This window comes from Aerococcus sp. L_32 (assembly GCF_050689315.1).
In genome coordinates this window covers 1-17,022 of sequence record NZ_JBOEQF010000034.1, presented here as the reverse complement: position 1 = coordinate 17,022, position 17,022 = coordinate 1, and the positions used below count along the sequence as shown (strand labels likewise).

General features: G+C 40.1%; 18 protein-coding genes, 1 riboswitch and 1 other annotated feature. Of the genes, 15 read left to right on the top strand and 3 right to left on the bottom strand.

The window, feature by feature from the left end; genetic code table 11:
• The first annotated feature begins 284 nt into the window (after positions 1 to 284).
• The 3 genes from ACRCJ0_RS04050 to ACRCJ0_RS04040 all read left to right on the top strand — a co-directional run bounded on the left by ACRCJ0_RS04050 (position 285) and on the right by ACRCJ0_RS04040 (position 2,780).
• A complete protein-coding gene (locus ACRCJ0_RS04050) occupies positions 285 to 491 on the top strand; it encodes a hypothetical protein (protein ID WP_431389574.1) in 207 nt (68 codons plus the stop codon).
• A 348-nt stretch (positions 492 to 839) separates the two neighbouring features.
• Positions 840 to 1,877 (top strand): KPN_02809 family neutral zinc metallopeptidase, encoded by a 1,038-nt coding sequence (gene ypfJ, locus ACRCJ0_RS04045; RefSeq protein ID WP_431389573.1) that lies wholly within the window; start codon positions 840 to 842, stop codon positions 1,875 to 1,877.
• Between the two features lie 419 nt (positions 1,878 to 2,296).
• A riboswitch (SAM riboswitch) is annotated at positions 2,297 to 2,394 on the top strand.
• 71 nt (positions 2,395 to 2,465) lie between these two features.
• The gene (locus ACRCJ0_RS04040; protein WP_059348443.1) at positions 2,466 to 2,780 is read left to right on the top strand and encodes a hypothetical protein; all 315 of its coding nucleotides are present in this window, start codon (positions 2,466 to 2,468) and stop codon (positions 2,778 to 2,780) included.
• Positions 2,781 to 2,867: 87 nt separating this feature from the next.
• Here the strand turns inward: ACRCJ0_RS04040 and ACRCJ0_RS04035 are convergent, their stop codons facing one another.
• Positions 2,868 to 3,716, bottom strand: coding sequence for an SDR family oxidoreductase (locus ACRCJ0_RS04035; RefSeq protein ID WP_431389571.1), 849 nt, complete (start codon positions 3,714 to 3,716; stop codon positions 2,868 to 2,870).
• Positions 3,717 to 3,816: 100 nt separating this feature from the next.
• Between ACRCJ0_RS04035 and ACRCJ0_RS04030 the strand changes: the two genes are divergently transcribed.
• The 11 genes from ACRCJ0_RS04030 to trpA all read left to right on the top strand — a co-directional run bounded on the left by ACRCJ0_RS04030 (position 3,817) and on the right by trpA (position 14,135).
• Positions 3,817 to 4,290 carry an Rrf2 family transcriptional regulator gene (locus ACRCJ0_RS04030; RefSeq protein WP_431389570.1) on the top strand — a complete coding sequence of 158 codons (474 nt, stop codon included), beginning with the start codon at positions 3,817 to 3,819 and terminating at the stop codon, positions 4,288 to 4,290.
• Between the two features lie 347 nt (positions 4,291 to 4,637).
• Positions 4,638 to 4,889, top strand: a binding site (T-box leader).
• 26 nt (positions 4,890 to 4,915) lie between these two features.
• Positions 4,916 to 6,226, top strand: coding sequence for an O-acetylhomoserine aminocarboxypropyltransferase/cysteine synthase family protein (locus tag ACRCJ0_RS04025; protein WP_431389569.1), 1,311 nt, complete (start codon positions 4,916 to 4,918; stop codon positions 6,224 to 6,226).
• A 427-nt stretch (positions 6,227 to 6,653) separates the two neighbouring features.
• The gene (locus ACRCJ0_RS04020; protein ID WP_059133858.1) at positions 6,654 to 6,848 is read left to right on the top strand and encodes a YwbE family protein; all 195 of its coding nucleotides are present in this window, start codon (positions 6,654 to 6,656) and stop codon (positions 6,846 to 6,848) included.
• Positions 6,849 to 7,104: 256 nt separating this feature from the next.
• Positions 7,105 to 7,245: a hypothetical protein gene (locus tag ACRCJ0_RS04015; protein ID WP_431389568.1), complete on the top strand. Its 141-nt coding sequence runs from the start codon at positions 7,105 to 7,107 to the stop codon at positions 7,243 to 7,245.
• A 482-nt stretch (positions 7,246 to 7,727) separates the two neighbouring features.
• Positions 7,728 to 9,191, top strand: coding sequence for an anthranilate synthase component I family protein (locus ACRCJ0_RS04010; RefSeq protein WP_431389567.1), 1,464 nt, complete (start codon positions 7,728 to 7,730; stop codon positions 9,189 to 9,191).
• Positions 9,192 to 9,193: 2 nt separating this feature from the next.
• The gene (locus ACRCJ0_RS04005; RefSeq protein WP_431389566.1) at positions 9,194 to 9,781 is read left to right on the top strand and encodes an anthranilate synthase component II; all 588 of its coding nucleotides are present in this window, start codon (positions 9,194 to 9,196) and stop codon (positions 9,779 to 9,781) included.
• Positions 9,774 to 10,802, top strand: coding sequence for an anthranilate phosphoribosyltransferase (gene trpD, locus ACRCJ0_RS04000; protein WP_371430677.1), 1,029 nt, complete (start codon positions 9,774 to 9,776; stop codon positions 10,800 to 10,802). The genes ACRCJ0_RS04005 and trpD overlap by 8 nt, the downstream gene beginning before the upstream one ends.
• Complete coding sequence (gene trpC, locus ACRCJ0_RS03995) at positions 10,799 to 11,581, top strand: indole-3-glycerol phosphate synthase TrpC (RefSeq protein ID WP_431389565.1); 783 nt, start codon at positions 10,799 to 10,801, stop codon at positions 11,579 to 11,581. The genes trpD and trpC overlap by 4 nt, the downstream gene beginning before the upstream one ends.
• Positions 11,581 to 12,195 carry a phosphoribosylanthranilate isomerase gene (locus ACRCJ0_RS03990; protein ID WP_431389564.1) on the top strand — a complete coding sequence of 205 codons (615 nt, stop codon included), beginning with the start codon at positions 11,581 to 11,583 and terminating at the stop codon, positions 12,193 to 12,195. Before trpC ends, ACRCJ0_RS03990 begins: the two co-directional genes overlap by 1 nt.
• Positions 12,188 to 13,372, top strand: coding sequence for a tryptophan synthase subunit beta (trpB, locus tag ACRCJ0_RS03985; protein ID WP_431389563.1), 1,185 nt, complete (start codon positions 12,188 to 12,190; stop codon positions 13,370 to 13,372). Before ACRCJ0_RS03990 ends, trpB begins: the two co-directional genes overlap by 8 nt.
• On the top strand, positions 13,365 to 14,135 hold the full coding sequence (gene trpA, locus ACRCJ0_RS03980; RefSeq protein WP_431389562.1) for a tryptophan synthase subunit alpha: 771 nt from the start codon (positions 13,365 to 13,367) through the stop codon (positions 14,133 to 14,135). Before trpB ends, trpA begins: the two co-directional genes overlap by 8 nt.
• A 370-nt stretch (positions 14,136 to 14,505) precedes the next feature.
• Here the strand turns inward: trpA and gloA are convergent, their stop codons facing one another.
• Positions 14,506 to 14,886 carry a lactoylglutathione lyase gene (gene gloA, locus ACRCJ0_RS03975; protein ID WP_059133850.1) on the bottom strand — a complete coding sequence of 127 codons (381 nt, stop codon included), beginning with the start codon at positions 14,884 to 14,886 and terminating at the stop codon, positions 14,506 to 14,508.
• Between the two features lie 309 nt (positions 14,887 to 15,195).
• Entirely contained in the window at positions 15,196 to 15,678 is a 483-nt protein-coding gene (locus ACRCJ0_RS03970; protein ID WP_431389561.1) for an ECF transporter S component, read from the bottom strand.
• 537 nt (positions 15,679 to 16,215) lie between these two features.
• Here ACRCJ0_RS03970 and ACRCJ0_RS03965 point away from each other — a divergent pair.
• Complete coding sequence (locus ACRCJ0_RS03965; protein ID WP_431389560.1) at positions 16,216 to 16,884, top strand: RluA family pseudouridine synthase; 669 nt, start codon at positions 16,216 to 16,218, stop codon at positions 16,882 to 16,884.
• Positions 16,885 to 17,022: the final 138 nt, after the last annotated feature.

The following is a 17,022-nucleotide window of genomic DNA, read 5'->3' as shown; positions in this document are numbered from 1 at the left end:
TCGTTAACCATTAAAAACAAGGGTTTCAAAAGTCAGTGGGTTTATTCTACTGACTTTTTTTATTTTGTCCTAGGCCGTCTTGAAGCTCTTCTTCCGAGGGGGGGTTATCGAGGAGTTACTTAATACCACTCTGCTGTATCTAAATATAAACTCTCAATAAAAGCAAAAAAGTTCATTAAAAATCTTTATTTTAATCACAGTATAAATCTTCTTGCTTGGTTTCATCATGATCTTAATCTTTTTTTCAGCGCATAATACGTTGGCCTCACAGTCATAGAATCACAGTGGAGAACGAAAGAGAAACAATTATTAAATATAATATTAATGCTAATAGAAATTTATTTAATTTACTTAGCGTGTTTAATAAACTTGATGAGACAATTGATGTAAATGCTAAAATAATAAGAAATAAAGCTTACATTAATGAACTATTAAAAGAAATCAGTAGAGTGCGCTTTTCAGAAAGTAGTATTATTGAGGCAATAAAATAGCATATTAACACCACACTGTCGCCACTCTTTAATCAATCAATAGCTTAATCACGATACACGTGGAGGCTATTGTGTTGATGACAAAGATGGTTGATTAAAACCTTGATAATATAAGGCTATTAATGAAAATGATAAAGGCGTTGAATGTGTATGAGACATTCAACGCCTTTACTGCTTTATTGACTGTTTTCTCCGTAATAGTTCAATAAAAGATGCTTCAGTATTTTTACGGGTGACACTAGTTTTGACGATTATTTTATGTTTAATTGTGAGGAACGTTTACATTACATTTGTTTATGGAATATAACACATATGATATAATGAAGAAAACTGTCAGGGGGTATTTCCATGAAATGGCAAGGGCGCAAACGTAGTGGTAATGTAAAAGACTTGCGTGGTCGAAACACCGGAAGTGGTGGATTAGGTGGTTTGGGGCAAGGGCGATCCGGGGGTAGAATACCTATTCAGCTTCCAGGTGGTCGCGGGACTTCAACTGGAGGCAGAAGCTTAGGTTGCGGTTCGATTATCTTAATGCTGATTATATTCTTTGTATTTGGTGGGACATCTTTATTAGGTGGCAACCAATCTAGTTCAAGTAATAATCAAACAAACGATCAAACCAGTCAGGTAGATGTACAATTACCAGGACAGATGGAATCGAATACGCAAATTCAAGCCAATCCTAATAGTCAGGTCAGTTTACCAGAGACTGGATCCACAGATAGTGAAACAGTTACTGAAGATGAGTTGGCTGAATTTGTTTCCGTTATCCTTTATGATACCGAAGAGTACTGGACACAAGCATTTTCTGAAGCTGGATATACTTATAAGGATCCAGATTTGGTCATCTTTGAGGATGCTGTGAATTCATCTTGTGGGTATAACACATCTGAAGTTGGACCTTTCTATTGCCCAACGGATGAAACTATTTATATCGACTTAGATTTCTATAATCAACTTGTTAAAAATTATGGAGGCGGTGGTGATTTTGCTATGGCCTATGTGATCGCCCATGAAGTAGGGCACCATGTTCAACAGCAACTTGGCCTTTCCGATCAGGTTCGACAAATTCAGTCTGAAGTTGGTCAAACTGAACAAAATCAATGGACTGTACGGATGGAATTACAAGCTGACTATCTTGCTGGTGTATGGGCACATAACGTCGTTGAGAATGATTGGATGGAAGCAGGGGACCTTGAAGAAGGATTAAATGCAGCTTATCACATTGGTGATGATGTCTTGCAAGAAAAAGCTTATGGCCATACGATGCCCGACTCTTTTACGCACGGTACTGCTGAGCAACGGCAAAACTGGTTTAAGAAAGGGTTAGAAGCAGGCGACTTGTCACAATGGGATACTTACAATATAGACTATAGTAGCCTATAGAGTGGGTCACAGAATGTGCTTAATGGATATAGTATACATATGCAGGGAATTTTAGTGCAGCAACACATACTGTATTTTAATAGGGTTTTATATGCAAAATCTTCATATGTTTTTAAATAAATAATGATTATACTAGCTACTAGTATAGTTTGTAGATGCCTCTTAAAGCCAGATTACAGTCTTGCTTTAGGAGGTTTTATCATGTTGAAGATAGCTAGGATAATCATACGTCAAATGGATGATGATAGTTTTGAAACGTCGAACTAGCGTCGCGTAAAAGTATTATCATTTTTACTTCATAATTGAATGGATAAATAAGCCGAATAAAAGTTTGCTTATCTTAATCTAATTGTCGAATTTCATCACGATTTGAAATCTATCAATACATTTGGTATAATACGAATACAATTAAAGAACACAACTTATTCAGAGCAAGTGGAGGGATTTGGTCCTATGAAGCTTCAGCAACCTACCTTTGGCAAGGTGCTAATTCCAACTCGAAAGAGATAGATGAGTCTAACCAAGTTATTGGCACGACGAGTCGCGTTGTGCTTTTTTTATTGAATAAAATAACTAGGAGTGTGTCGAATGTTTAATGATGAGTGCGTAAATTTTAGTGAATTTGTAGGTGGGATTGGCGCCCTAGGTTTTATGCCGTATTTTCGTTTTCGCAAAAGTAAGACAGGGGATCCTAAGGAGCATGATCATATTGCTGTGATCTGCCGTGATGAGCCATGTTCTGGGGCACATATTGCTAGAGTTTGCGTGTGTTGTATAGGAAAAGTCCACGTCAATGATTATGATGGATTTAAGGAGGCAATAAGCCTTGAAACTTATGATCAATTAGTCAATTTGATTACTAATTTTTCCTATACAGATGTGGACTATAAAGCAATACGGTAGTAAAAAAGAGACCCTACTAGTTGCCGCTAAGGCTAGCTAGTAGGGTCTTTTGTTTTTTATGAAGAAGGGTTTATTGAATGATATGAATTATTGAAATAATTCTTTAAAGGCATCCACAAGCGGTGTTAATGGCTTGCCTAATACTTTTTCAAAGTCGTCTGATTGTACATCTAATACACCATTTTTGATGTCTCCTTGAATCGCTAGGAAGAAGCCTGCTACTGGTTCTGGTAATTGATTGTCAGTTAGATTTTTGACGAATGCTTCGTCGTTAGTTTCGAGAGGGGCAATTTCTTTACCTATTGCTTCTGCTAGTGCTTTAGTTAAAGTCGCGTAGTCTACTGGTTTACCAGATAGTTCTAAGATTTCAGGGAATGTTTTTTCGCCAGCTAAAACGATCGCAGCTGCTTCAGCATATTCGCGACGTAATGCCCAACCAGCTTTACCATTTTCAGCGGTGTATAATAGTTTGCCACTGTTTAAAGCTGCACCTACTAGCGGTAGTTCATTTTCCAAGTACCAGTTATTTCTTAAAATTGTAAAAGGGATGCCGGATGCTTTGATGGCTTTTTCGGTATAACGGTGGTCAGTTGCTAGATCAGCAGAAGATTGGTCTGCACGGGCGAAGCTTGTATAGGTGATAAAGCTAACGCCAGCTTCTTTGGCTGCATCAATCGCATTTTGATGTTCTTCTTGACGAGTGCCAGGTGCTGATGAAACCAGTAATAAGCGGTCAATACCTGTGAAGGCAGATTTTAAAGATGCTTTATCTAAGTAATCGCCAATGTGAACTGTATAACCAGCTTCAGCAAGTGGCGCAGCTTTTTCTTCACTACGTGCTAAGATGTGGATATCTGATACGGGAACTAATGTATTTAATTTGTCTAATGCGAGCCCACCAAAGGCACCTGTTGCGCCAGTTACTAAATATTTCATGAATAAACACTCCTTTTTTCTACCTGTAATAATTAAAGTTACAGGTTAATAATAGTGAATGTGCTATAATAAGTCAAGAGAAAAGAGGTGGGATATTCAGATGAAACATTCAGTAAAGTTTAGTGATGCTATTCATATTTTAGTTTATATCGAGATGCTTCAAGGTACAGACTTATCAAGTGAAGTGATTGCCAAAAGTGTGAATGCTAATCCCGTTTCTGTTAGACGCATTATGAGTAGCCTAAAAAAGGCCGACCTAATTACTAGCCAATCAGGAAAGGCCAATCCAAAATTAAGTAGAGATCCCGAAAATATTTCGTTTTATGATATTTATCAAGCTATCGACGAAGAGCAGCAAATATTCCGGGTAGATGAGAAAACAGCACCTGCCTGTATCGTAGGTGGTAATATCCAGGGTGTTTTAGCGGAAAAATATGATCAATTGCAACGTAGCGTTGAAGCGGAGATGCAACAAATCAATCTAGCGGATATCATCTATTCCGTCTCTCAAAGTGCCAATCAATCTGAATCAAACGATGAAGAAACCAAGCAAATACTCCAACGATTTTTATAAAAATAAGCTAAGTCGATAATACTTGTAGGTGGTATTTATGATGATAGGTTTCTCATAAAGCCTGAAACAACCCGTTTATCCTTTGGAATCGAAGGTGTTAGTATAAGCATAACAGGTTTAGAAAAAGTATCAGCAGTAATTTAATGCGTAAGTAAAAGTTGCGGAGAGTTTACCTGTAAGCAGAATTAAGTTGATGAAGGTATAAAACTAATTTTTAAAAAGTTATCCGCTAAATTTTATTAATATAGTGAATTAAGCTTAGCAAAAGGTTTAAAATGAAGTAAAAATTAAAAATAAGCAGTTGACTTATCATCAAAATGCCATTAATATGTATTAAACAATATATGTAGTACGCGATGATGGGATAAGTATTTTATGACACTTGCTTAGAGAGCCTATGTGTGGTGGAAGTAGGTCAAGGAGATTAGAAGAAAATGGTCTTGGAGCATAATAGTTTAAGCCTAAGATAGGTGAGGATTATTCGGGAGCCCCCCGTTACAGGGAAAGAGTACAATGATTTTTTAACGTACTCTGTGAGTTTATATTAGCGATAATATAATAAATTAAGGTGGTACCATGAAGTAGCTTTCATCCTTTGCATAAGCAAGGGATGGAAGCTTTTTTTATGAAAAAAATTACAAAATCGGGGGAAATTATTATGACCAAAGACTATAAAATTGAGACACAAGCCATTCACGCTGCCCAAACGATTGATGAAACAGGGTCACGCGCTGTTCCTTTACACCAAACAACAGCTTATGTTTTTGATGATGTAGCGCAGGGCGCTAATCGTTTTGCCTTAGCAGAAGGTGGCAACATTTATACGCGAATCACAAATCCTACTCAGGGCGTCTTTGAAGGTAGAGTGGCTGCTTTAGAAGGCGGTTCAGCTGGTTTGGCTGTCGCTTCGGGTATGGCCGCTATTACTTATGCTATTCAAGTTTTAGCTAAAGCAGGAGACCACGTTGTAGCGACAGCTAACCTATATGGCGGAAGCCACAACTTATTTGAACATACTTTCAAGGACTTCGGTATCGATGTGACGATAGTAGATACGAGTGATTTAGCGAATGTGGACAAAGCTATTCAAGACAATACCAAGGCTGTATTTGTAGAAACAATCGGCAATCCGGCTGGAAATATTGAAGATATTAGTGCCTTAGCTGAAGTAGCACATAAGCATGGTATTCCATTAATCGTTGATAATACTTTTGCAACACCTTATCTATCACGACCTATTGAACATGGTGCTGATATCGTTGTCCATTCAGCGACTAAATTTATTGGTGGTCACGGTACGTCAATCGGTGGGGTAATTGTAGAAAGTGGACAGTTTGACTGGAAACAAAATGATAAGTTCCCAGGCTTAAGTCAAGCAGATCCAACTTATAATGATCTTGTTTTCGCAGATGCCTTTGGCCCAGCAGCTTATACTACAAAAATTCGTGCGACGCTATTACGAGATACTGGAGCTTCAATTTCACCTTTCAATGCTTGGTTATTAGTTCAAGGCTTAGAATCATTACATGTACGTATGGATCGTCATGTTGAAAATGCAGAGAAAGTGGCTACATTCTTAGCGCAACACGACAAAGTAGAATGGGTTGATTATGCGGGATTAGAAAGTAGCCCATATTATAGCTTGAAAGAAAAATACTTACCTCTAGGGGCAGGTTCAATCTTTACCTTTGGTGTTAAAGGTGGCTATGAAGGTGGGGTCAAATTCATTGAAAATCTAGAATTATTCTCTCTATTAGCGAATGTTGGAGATGCTAAATCATTAGTGGTTCACCCGGCTTCAATGACCCATAGTCAGTTAACTGAAGAAGAACTAGCTGAAGGTGGCATTAAACCTGAAACAATCCGTTTATCTATCGGAATTGAAAATGTGGATGATATCATAGCTGACTTAGATAACGCATTAGCTGCGATTTAACGACTTAGTAATAGATAGATTGATGTAGGAACAATTTTATATGATATGCAGGCTATAATTGAATAGATTATAGCCTTTTTTATCCCAAAAATAATATTCGAAGTTATGCATATTACAATATAAAGCATACAATCATACTTTCAATAATTTGAGAAAAATGAACTATAAAAAGTTAGATAAGTCTAGGATGCTAGAGGACTGCTATAGAGGTTTAATTTTGGAAATAGAACGCGAATAATTATACTACGGTATATTATGTTGGTTTGTTGTTGGGATAGTTGGGATTATCACTGGTGATATTAGTAAAGGTACAGCGACTGGCTTTCCATTGTTTTTAATATTAGCCTTTTTCGATGATCTTCTGATAAAATAGGTTAAACAAATGGTTGCGACTATAACAAATCGAGACCTGTAAAAGGAGCCCATCATGAACGAAGGTAATAAAAGAAGTAATATTCAAATTGGTAGCCAGGTAAAAATTGTTCAAAAACAGGACCAACGATCTGGAAAATTAACAGAGGGTATTGTGGGTAAAATCCTGACAAACTCTCAAAACCATCCACATGGTATTAAAGTCATGCTAGAAGATGGCACCGTTGGCCGAGTAAAGGAAATATTATAATTGAGGTAAAACTTTCAAATAATTAGGAAGCCAGGTATCTACAACCTTAGTGGATACCTGGCTTTTTTATTGTTGCTTCATTTAATTTATAATGTGGTGCTTGATTTGGAAGAAATGGTATATAGTATATTTAAGTTAAGTGATAGCTGAAATCTAAGTTCGAGCTGTAGTATTATTTGGCTAAATTTATGACTATTGATTTTGTTGATGTATGGAGCGAGAAAAGTCTTGTGAAGTTATAATAAGGAGAAAAGTTATGGTCAAAAGTTTAAATAATAAAAAAGAACTGAAAAGGATGCTCAATATAGGTAGTTTTAGAAACCTTTCAAAGGATAAAATAATGAATTTTATTTCTGAGATACCTAAAATGGGTAAAGAAATTGCAATGAGCATATGATATGAATAATTAAGATATAATGATTTAAATATCCATTCTTTAATGTTTTGTTAATAAAAAACTTGACTTCTTTTTGCCTGTCTCGTTATACTCTAGTTAATCGAATAACAACTTTAAACCAATGAAGTGGAGATAACGTTGTATCGTGCAGTTACAGGGAGTGGGGATTACTGAGAGCCTCGCACAACGCAGTGCATCAAATGGACCACGGAGGGCGCAGTTAAAGGAAGTGTATTTGGAGATAAACTTCTGATTATTCTGCGACGTGACGCATACGTCAGTTGCGAGGGATATGTTAGTATCCTGCAGAGCGTACAGGCGGAGTGTCTGTAAATTCAAGGTGGTACCGCGGATGTTTTTAGAGCACCCGTCCTTGACTTGTATAAGTCATGGATGGGTGCTTTTTTGTTGTTTTCGCCCCGATCGTCATGACTAGCCGTAATTTTATGATTTCAATAATGAATTAAAAGGAGCGTACGACAATGATTAGACCAAGTTTAGAAGAGGCGAGACAGTTGGGGAAAGACCATACGATTATCCCAATTGCTTTAGAAATTTTTTCCGATGTAGCAACCTCAATCGAGGTGCTGAGAACGATCAGCAAACAATCCGACCACTTTTACCTACTGGAGAGTGTGGTGAATAAGGATAACTGGAGTCGTTATTCTTTTCTTGGCTATAAACCAAACTTGTCGATCCACTCAACAGATGGTCAAGTAACCGTGCAAGAGGGTAAGCATGAAGAAAGCTTCCAAGCAGATGATCCACTAGCATCCTTGAACGATATCCTTGACCGTTATAAGAGTCCAAGTATTGACTATTTGCCGCCTTTTACAGGAGGTTTGGTTGGTTATTTGTCTTATGACTGCATCAAATATACGGAACCATCTCTACAGTTAACGAAAAATAACCCAGAAAATTTCAGGGACTATCATTTCATGTTGATGGATAAGGTCATTGCCTTTGACCACTTCCGCCAAAAGCTTGTCTTAATCGTCAATATTGAAACCGACAAATTAGAAGAAAACTACATCCAAGGGGCTACAGACTTGAAGGACATGGAGCAAATGATTATGCATCCAGACCCTGTTCGCGAGGAGGACTTGACCCAAGAGGTGGGCGACTTTGAAGCTTTGTTTAGCCAAGATGATTACGAGCGTATCGTAGAGAAAATCCAACACCATATTGTGGAGGGTGACATCTTCCAAGCGGTGGTATCCAACCGGTTTAAGGCCCCTTTTTCCGGGTCATTACTACAAACTTATCGCCTGCTTCGGACGATTAACCCGTCACCTTACATGGTCTATATGCATTTCGATGACTTAGAAATCGCGTGTGCATCACCGGAAACCCTGGTCTCTGTTCGTAACGGTGTCGCTTCATCCTTCCCATTAGCCGGTACTGTACCGCGCGGGGCAACGGATGCGGAAGATAGAGCATTAGTTGAAGGCCTCTTGCAAAATGAAAAAGAGTTGGCCGAACATGACATGCTTGTTGACTTAGCCCGCAACGATATCGGAAAGGTCGCTGAATTCGGTACGCTAGAAGTCAGTGAATATAGAGCTATCAAGCAGTTTTCACACGTCAGCCATATTTCATCCAAGGTAACGGCAAAAGTCAGACCGGACGCAACTTGTTTAGATGTCTTAAAATCGGCACTACCAGCGGGTACTTTATCCGGTGCTCCTAAGATTCGGGCCTGCCAATTGATTGATGAAATTGAAGATACCAAACGGGGGCCATATGGCGGTGCTTTAGGCTATATCGACTTTGCCGGAAACATGGACATGTGTATCGGCATCCGGATGGCTGTCTTGAAGAATGACCAAGTCTTTGTCCAATCTGGCGCAGGGATTGTGGCAGATTCAGATCCTGAAAAAGAATACTTAGAAACGAAGAACAAGGCTAAAGCCATGATGACAGCATTAGGCCACGAGGAGGCGTAACCATGATTTTACTGATTGATAACTACGACAGCTTTACCTACAATCTCTATCAATTGATCGGCAAGAATACGGATGAAGCCATCCAAGTTGTGCGAAATGACCAAGTCACAATCGATGAAATTATTGATTTAAATCCTTCACATATTGTGATCTCTCCTGGTCCAGGACGACCGGAGGATGCAGGCGTCACAGTAGCTGTCACCAAAGAATTAGCTGACCATTTTCCAATTTTAGGGGTTTGTCTAGGTCTTCAAGCGATGTGTCTAGCTTACGGGGCGGATATTGTTCATGCCCAACCGGCTGTCCACGGGAAACAGTCGACCATTCATGTGGCGAGTGGGAGTGAGATTTTTAGAGGGTTACCGCCAGTTGTGCCAGTAGCCCGCTACCATTCGCTGATTGCGGACCGACAAAGTATGCCGGATGTGCTACTAGTGATTGCCGAATCGGACAAGGGTGAGGTGATGGCTGTCCGTCACCGTAAACACCCAATGTTTGGCGTCCAGTTCCATCCCGAGTCGATACTGACACCTTCAGGCGAAACGATGATTCAGAATTTTCTTAAAATAGGAGGTAACACACATGATTAACAAGGCGATTAACGAATTATTCTTAGGCAATGATTTATCTAAAGAAACGGCAGGCCAAGTCATGAACCAGATGATGGAAGGGGAAGCTACTGACAGTCAAATGGGTGCTTACCTTGCAGCTTTGCGGATGAAGGGTGAAACAATTGACGAAATTACTGCTTCAGCTGAAGTCATGCGTGATAAGGGCCTTAAATTATCCGCGAAAAAGGACGTCCTTGATATTGTTGGGACGGGTGGGGATGAGCTAAACTCCTTCAACATTTCAACCATTTCTGCCTTTGTCGTTGCGGCTGCTGGTGTTGCTGTAGCTAAACATGGTAACCGGTCAGTATCGAGTAAATGTGGGTCAGCGGATGTATTGGAAGCCTTGGGCGCAAATATTTTCCTAACGGCGGACCAAAGTGCACAAATCTTAGAGGAAACAGACTTCTGCTTTATGATCGCCCAAACTTACCATTCAGCCATGAAACATGTGGCGCCTGTCCGTAAGCAATTAGGAGCCCGTACCATGTTCAATATTTTAGGTCCCTTAGCTAATCCAGCGGGTGCAACCAAACAGTTATTGGGTGTATACGACGAGAAATTAGTGGAACCACTTGCTCAAGTATTAAACCAATTGAATGTGAAACGGGCTATGGTGGTTCACGGTCATGACGGCTTGGACGAAATTACAATTACGGATACCACAACTATTTGTGAAGTCAATGATGGTAAGGTGACTAGCTACTTTATTACCCCAGAACAATTCGGCCTTGAACGTGGTCAATTGAGCGAGCTAATCGGTGGTGATCCAGAAGAGAATGCTCAGATCGCTTTAGATATCTTAAACGGTGAACAAGGTGCCCGCCGCAATATCGTTGTCATGAACGCGGCTTGCTGCCTGTACATGGGTAAAGATGAATTGTCTTTACGAGACTGTGTCCGTCTAGCTGAAGAAATGCTTGATTCAGGTAAGGCTAAAGCCAAATTGGATGAATTTATTGCCGCAACTAACCGAGTTGGTCAGGAGGTCACTGCATGAGCATCTTAGATGAAATCGTCCTTGCCCGGGGAAAAAGGGTAGCCGAGGACAAGCTGAAAACACCTTTGGAAGAATTATTGGTGACTTTACCAGACCGTCATTTGCCACCCTTCGCTTTTGAACAAGCCTTGAAAGAAGGGGACATGTCCTTTATATGCGAAGTGAAAAAAGCCTCGCCATCAAAGGGTTTAATTGCTAAAGAATTCCCTTATGTGGACATCGCCAAAGATTACCAAGCGGCTGGAGCGACGGCCTTGTCGGTTTTAACAGAAGAAGATTATTTCCAAGGGCGCAACCAATACTTACAGGAAATTAGCCAAGCAGTGGATATTCCCATTTTGCGGAAAGATTTTGTGATCGACCCTTACCAAATCTACCAAGCTCGGGCAATCGGGGCGGACGCTATACTATTGATTTGTGCAATCTTAAGTCTAGACCAGTTGGCTGCATACATTTCCTTAGCGGACGAATTGGGCTTGTCGGTTTTAGTGGAAGCCCATGATGCGGATGAAGTCGCCATGGCCATTCAAGCAGGCAGCCGGATTATCGGGGTCAACAACCGGAATTTACACAACTTTGAAGTGGACTTCCAAAATTCGATTCGCTTGAGAAATCTGACACCGGATGACACGGTATTTGTGGCTGAGAGTGGGATTAAGACAGCAGCGGATATCAAATTATTGCATGACAACCGAGTGGACGCGGTTTTAATCGGCGAATCTATGATGCTGGCTGAGGATAAGCAAGCGAAATTAAGTGAACTTAAAGGGGCTTTGTAATGGTTAAGGTGAAAATTTGTGGCTTGAGACGGCCGGAAGATATTGAGGCAGCGAATGTGGCTAAACCAGATTATGTGGGTTTTATCTTTGTGCCAGAAACCAAGCGGTATGTGAAGCCTGACTTAGCGGCAAGTTTTAGACGTGATTTAGCGGCGGATATTCAAACGGTGGGCGTTTTTGTAAATGCCCCAATTGAAGAGATTGTGGCGATTTGTCAGGCGGGGACTATTGATTTAGTCCAGTTACACGGCGAAGAAGACCAGGCTTATATTGCACATTTGAAGGGTCAAGTTGACCAACACATTATCAAATCGGTTGCGGTTGGGGATGAATTGGTGGTAGATCCAAATCAAGCTGACTATTTATTATTCGACAGCGTAAGTCCTAGCCGCGGTGGTTCAGGGAAGATATTTGATTGGCAAATGGTGTCAGCATACCAAGATAAGCCCTTTTTCCTGGCTGGGGGGTTAGGGGTTGAAAATATTGAAGAGGCCTTAAAAGTGGTTCGGCCTTATGCGGTAGACGCGTCGTCGTCACTTGAAACAGATGGGGTCAAAGATCCAGTGAAAATGCAGGAATTCGTAGCGAAAATACGGGAGGTAACACATGACTAATGGTAGATTTGGCGACTTTGGTGGCCAGTATATTCCAGAAACCTTGATGGCTGAAGTGCAACGGGTGGAGGAAGCCTACAATTTTTATAAGAATGATGAGGCATTTCAGGCGGAGTTGACGACTTTATTAAATGATTATGCTGGTCGTCCGTCGCGTTTGTATTATGCAGAGAATATGACGGCTGATTTAGGCGGGGCTAAGGTCTATCTAAAAAGAGAAGACCTGAACCATACCGGGTCGCACAAAATTAATAACGTCCTAGGGCAAGCCTTGTTGGCGAAAAAAATGGGGAAAGCCCGTTTAATTGCAGAAACTGGGGCTGGTCAGCACGGGGTGGCGACAGCAACTGCTGCAGCTTTATTGAAGATGGAATGTGAAATTTTTATGGGGCAAGAAGATACAGACCGCCAAGCTTTGAATGTCTTTCGGATGGAATTGTTAGGGGCTAAGGTTAACAGCGTGGCTAAGGGAACAAAAACCTTGAAGGATGCGGTGAACGAAACTATGCGTGAATGGAGTAACCGGGTAGAGGATACTCATTATGTCCTAGGTTCTGTCATGGGGCCTCATCCATATCCAACTATGGTTCGGGACTTCCAAAGTGTGATTTCTCGTGAAATTAAAGATGAATTCCAGAAAAATCACGGGCAATTGCCGGATGCGGTCATTGCTTGTGTGGGTGGTGGGTCTAATGCTATCGGGACTTTCTACCACTTTATTGAAGACGAAGGTGTTCGTTTAATTGGTTGTGAGGCGGCTGGAAAAGGGATTCATACCACTCAACATGCAGCGACTATGGCCAAGGGGACGACAGGTATTTTCCACGGCATGAAGAGTTTATTCTGCCAAGATGAGTATGGTCAAATTGCCCCAGTTTATTCCATTTCAGCGGGTCTTGACTACCCAGGGATTGGGCCAGAACACGCCCGTTTAAATGAAGTTGGCCGTGCGGAATACGTACCAGTAACAGATGATGAAGCGGTGGCAGCTTTTGAATACCTATCTAAAATGGAAGGGATTATTCCAGCTATTGAATCTGCCCACGCTGTTGCTTACGCCCAAAAATTGGCGCCTACATTGTCACCAGACCAAAGCATCGTGATTTGTCTATCAGGACGTGGGGACAAGGATGTGGCAGCCATTGCCCGTTATAAAGGAGAAGAGATTTATGAGTAAAATAGCTGAAGCATTCCAAGATAAAAAAGCTTTTATCACCTATTTGATGGCAGGCGATCCCAATCTGGACCAATCAGCTGAAAACATCCTAGCTGCCCAAGAAGCAGGGGCTGACTTAATTGAAATCGGAATTCCTTTTTCAGATCCAATCGCTGAAGGGCCAGTCGTAGAAAACGCGAGTGTGCGGGCCTTATCAGCAGGGGTGCGCTTGAATAACGTCTTTGATATGGTAGGTAATTTAAAAGCTAAAATGCATGTACCTTTAGTTTTTATGACTTATTTAAACCCGGTTTTTGTATACGGTTATGACAATTTCTTTGCCAAGTGTCAGGAGATTGGGATTTCAGGTATTATCATTCCTGATTTACCATTCGAGGAGCAGGAGGAAGTGAAGGTTGTCGCAAGTCAGTATGGCATTGAGGTTATTACCTTGATTGCCCCGACTTCTAAAGACCGGATTAAGGAAATTGCCAAAAAGTCAGAAGGCTTCATCTATCTAGTATCGTCTATGGGTGTTACTGGTGTGCGGTCTAATATCTCGACGGATATTTCTGCGATGGTAGCTGAAATTCGTGCAGTTTCAGATATTCCAGTAGCAGTCGGTTTCGGGATTAACCAGCCAAGTCAAGTGAGAGAGATTGCAGCTAAAGCGGATGGCGTCATTGTAGGTAGCGGGATTGTGCGTTTAGTTGAAGCTCACGGAAATGATGCCAAGTCTCACATTTACGACTACGTTCATGAGATGCAGGCAGCCCTAAGGTAGCATTCTCTAGGAAATATTGGTACCAGTTGATGTTTTTGAAGAAAATGCCAATATTTTAACTTAAAAGGTAAGCTACTAAGTTGATGAAGAAAAAATAGCAGTTCAAGGAGAATAGGTGGTGCTGAAGGCAAAAGGTGACTAGTAACGTAAATACCGCTATCCCACCATGAACAATTCACTTAGGCTAAGCCCAACTTGTCTATCTATAAAGGGAGCACATATACTATTTTCCACGAGTGGGTAACCTTTATTACACTTCATTTATGCGTATCTTGAAGCGCATGAAACTGGTACTACAATAGGGCCGAAAGAATAACAAAAAGGCGTTACCCTAAGAATAAGGTAGCGCCTTTTAGAATGCTAAAGAAGATTATTTTTTACGTTTAACTTCGATACGGTAACCATCTGGGTCAGTTACGAAGAAGTATGAAGGTGTGCCTCCTGAAAGACCTTTTAAGTCGCCAGTTTCATAGGCAGAAGCTTTACAAATTTCATGCATTGCTTCTAAATCATCAACAGTAACACCTAAATGACTAAAACCGTCGCCAATTGTATATGGCTCTGCATCATAGTTGTAAGTCAACTCGATTTGGACATTTGAACCTGGTGAGTTTAAGTAGATTAAATCAAATTTATTCTCCGGAAACTCTCTGCGGCTAGCTACCTCAAAATCAAATAGATTTGTATAGAAGTCTAAAGTCGCATCAATATCTCTAACACGTAAACAAATTTCAACAAGTACTTGGCTCATTATAAATACCCCCATTATTTTTGATTAATTTCATCATAACATATATGAGAAATACAGTCGTATGATATGGATTATTCAATTAGGATATGAAGAATTCCGAGTATTATCTCTAAGATGAATATATAAAGAAATAAACTGTGTTTAGTTTAGCAACCTTTCTAAAATGTTATGAAGATGCAACACTTCGACAAGACGAAGAGGGCAGTATTAAATCAAATTTTAGAAAAACTATCTTTAACTGCTTCACAATAACAAACTAAATTGACCACTAATACATCAACTATGTTAGTGGTCATTTGATTAATAAGGTTATAAATATCTTTGAATAACTGGTCTTAACCTGATACTGATTGGGATAGCGATCAAGACCCCTACACCAGATTGTAGAATGTTAGTGAACAAGCCAGCAATCGCTGCAGCAGCCGTACCATATAAGATCCAGCTAGCAATCGCATAACCGACAATCATCACAACTGCGGATAGAACTAAGTATAATACTTTTTCTTTACGGCCTTTATCTTTGGCTAAACCAGCAATATATCCCTGCGCTCCGTGGATAACTGCTGAGAAGATAATCCACTGTGCATAGCCTGAAAGTAAGTCAATTAAACCACCACTCATAGCACCGACTACCAAGCCGCCTATTGGCCCAAAAACCAGTGAAGCTGTGACGATACCTACATCAGCAAATGTGAAGAATCCATTCGATGCAGGAACAGGAATAATGATAAATAAAGAAATGGCTACAACTAATGCCGCCGTAACAGCATAAAATGCATATTGTTTTTTCATATAAATTTCCTCCCTAACCATAGAAAAATAAAAATATTCATTAAATGAAATTTTTATTAGATAATATTTATGATTTTAATCCAATCTTTATCATATCATTTGACGAAAAATAAAGAAAGATATATAAAACGTTTTCATTTTTATCGTAGAAGAAAAGTATAATAGCGGTAACTGGATGAAATTTATTCTTAAAGGATTAGCTATTATCGATTGATTATCATAGATTATTCAATAACTCAAAAAGCCAAAGAATGCTATAAAATGTCAAGGGTTCTTATAAAGCAAAACACATTGCTGTAGCTATGTTATAAAGATGGCATGATTTTAAGGCTACTATAAAGAGATGTATCTAACACTGATATTGAAGAACCAAATATGTACTGGTAATGAGTCTTTCTAAACACCGTCAGCATGAGCTTCTACTACTTTTTAATGTGTAAAATTACCGATTGTTATTCATAAAAAACTATCTAAATTAGAGAAAGTTAACGTGATATGCTATGGTGGGGCCACTATGTTTGAAAAGGAGTAGAGGCAATGGACGTGCCAATTTTATATGAGGATAATCATTTATTATTGGTTCAAAAACCAGTAAATATACCAGTTCAAGGCGACCAAAGTGGGGATAAAGACTTACTTACCCACCTAAAAGAGGATATCAAATACCGCTATCAAAAACCGGGCAATGTCTATTTAGGGTTAGTACATCGACTAGACCGTCCGGTTGGTGGAGCAATGGTATTCGCCAAAACTTCAAAAGCAGCGTCAAGATTATCTAACCAGGTTCGGCGGAATGCTATGGAACGGACCTATCTTGCGGTAGTCAATGGGAAACCGGGACAGGCTAGCAACAGCCTTGTGGATTATCTGTACAAAAACCGGCAAAAGAATAAAGTGTCAATTGTTTCAGAGCACCATAAAGAAGGGAAAAAGGCTGTCCTAGATTATAGTGTTATCGCATCTAAAGACGGACTCAGTCTAGTTAGCGTACAATTACAGACCGGTCGTCCCCATCAAATTCGTGTTCAGCTAGCAGGTATGGGGACGCCCATTTGGGGAGATCAAAAGTATGGTGAACAATATAGTAAAGTAGGCCAACAAATTGCTTTATGGGCGCATAGTCTGACCTTACACCACCCTGTTCAAAAGACACCAATTTCTGTAGAATCACCCTTGCCAGAAGCTTATCCCTGGAATATTTGGTAAATAAGCAATTACGAATGCAAGAAGTACTCCCTAGATAGAGGAGTGCTTCTTGTTTTAGGTTACACTGATTGGGCTATCTTAACTATCTAAGTGCAAACGATGACGCGAGGTGCACTTGTCAACAGGATTTGTCGTGTT

Coding starts and splice junctions, on each gene's coding strand:
- ACRCJ0_RS04040 (WP_059348443.1), top strand. CDS start 2,466: ATGTTTAATGATGAGTGCGTAAATTTTAGTGAATTTGTAGGTGGGATT.
- trpD (WP_371430677.1), top strand. CDS start 9,774: ATGATTAACAAGGCGATTAACGAATTATTCTTAGGCAATGATTTATCT.
- ACRCJ0_RS04025 (WP_431389569.1), top strand. CDS start 4,916: ATGAAAAAAATTACAAAATCGGGGGAAATTATTATGACCAAAGACTAT.
- ACRCJ0_RS04020 (WP_059133858.1), top strand. CDS start 6,654: ATGAACGAAGGTAATAAAAGAAGTAATATTCAAATTGGTAGCCAGGTA.
- ACRCJ0_RS03990 (WP_431389564.1), top strand. CDS start 11,581: ATGGTTAAGGTGAAAATTTGTGGCTTGAGACGGCCGGAAGATATTGAG.
- trpB (WP_431389563.1), top strand. CDS start 12,188: ATGACTAATGGTAGATTTGGCGACTTTGGTGGCCAGTATATTCCAGAA.
- ACRCJ0_RS03970 (WP_431389561.1), bottom strand. CDS start 15,678: ATGAAAAAACAATATGCATTTTATGCTGTTACGGCGGCATTAGTTGTA.
- ACRCJ0_RS04030 (WP_431389570.1), top strand. CDS start 3,817: ATGAAACATTCAGTAAAGTTTAGTGATGCTATTCATATTTTAGTTTAT.
- ACRCJ0_RS04005 (WP_431389566.1), top strand. CDS start 9,194: ATGATTTTACTGATTGATAACTACGACAGCTTTACCTACAATCTCTAT.
- ypfJ (WP_431389573.1), top strand. CDS start 840: ATGAAATGGCAAGGGCGCAAACGTAGTGGTAATGTAAAAGACTTGCGT.
- gloA (WP_059133850.1), bottom strand. CDS start 14,886: ATGAGCCAAGTACTTGTTGAAATTTGTTTACGTGTTAGAGATATTGAT.
- ACRCJ0_RS04010 (WP_431389567.1), top strand. CDS start 7,728: ATGATTAGACCAAGTTTAGAAGAGGCGAGACAGTTGGGGAAAGACCAT.
- ACRCJ0_RS03965 (WP_431389560.1), top strand. CDS start 16,216: ATGGACGTGCCAATTTTATATGAGGATAATCATTTATTATTGGTTCAA.
- ACRCJ0_RS04015 (WP_431389568.1), top strand. CDS start 7,105: ATGGTCAAAAGTTTAAATAATAAAAAAGAACTGAAAAGGATGCTCAAT.
- ACRCJ0_RS04035 (WP_431389571.1), bottom strand. CDS start 3,716: ATGAAATATTTAGTAACTGGCGCAACAGGTGCCTTTGGTGGGCTCGCA.
- trpC (WP_431389565.1), top strand. CDS start 10,799: ATGAGCATCTTAGATGAAATCGTCCTTGCCCGGGGAAAAAGGGTAGCC.
- trpA (WP_431389562.1), top strand. CDS start 13,365: ATGAGTAAAATAGCTGAAGCATTCCAAGATAAAAAAGCTTTTATCACC.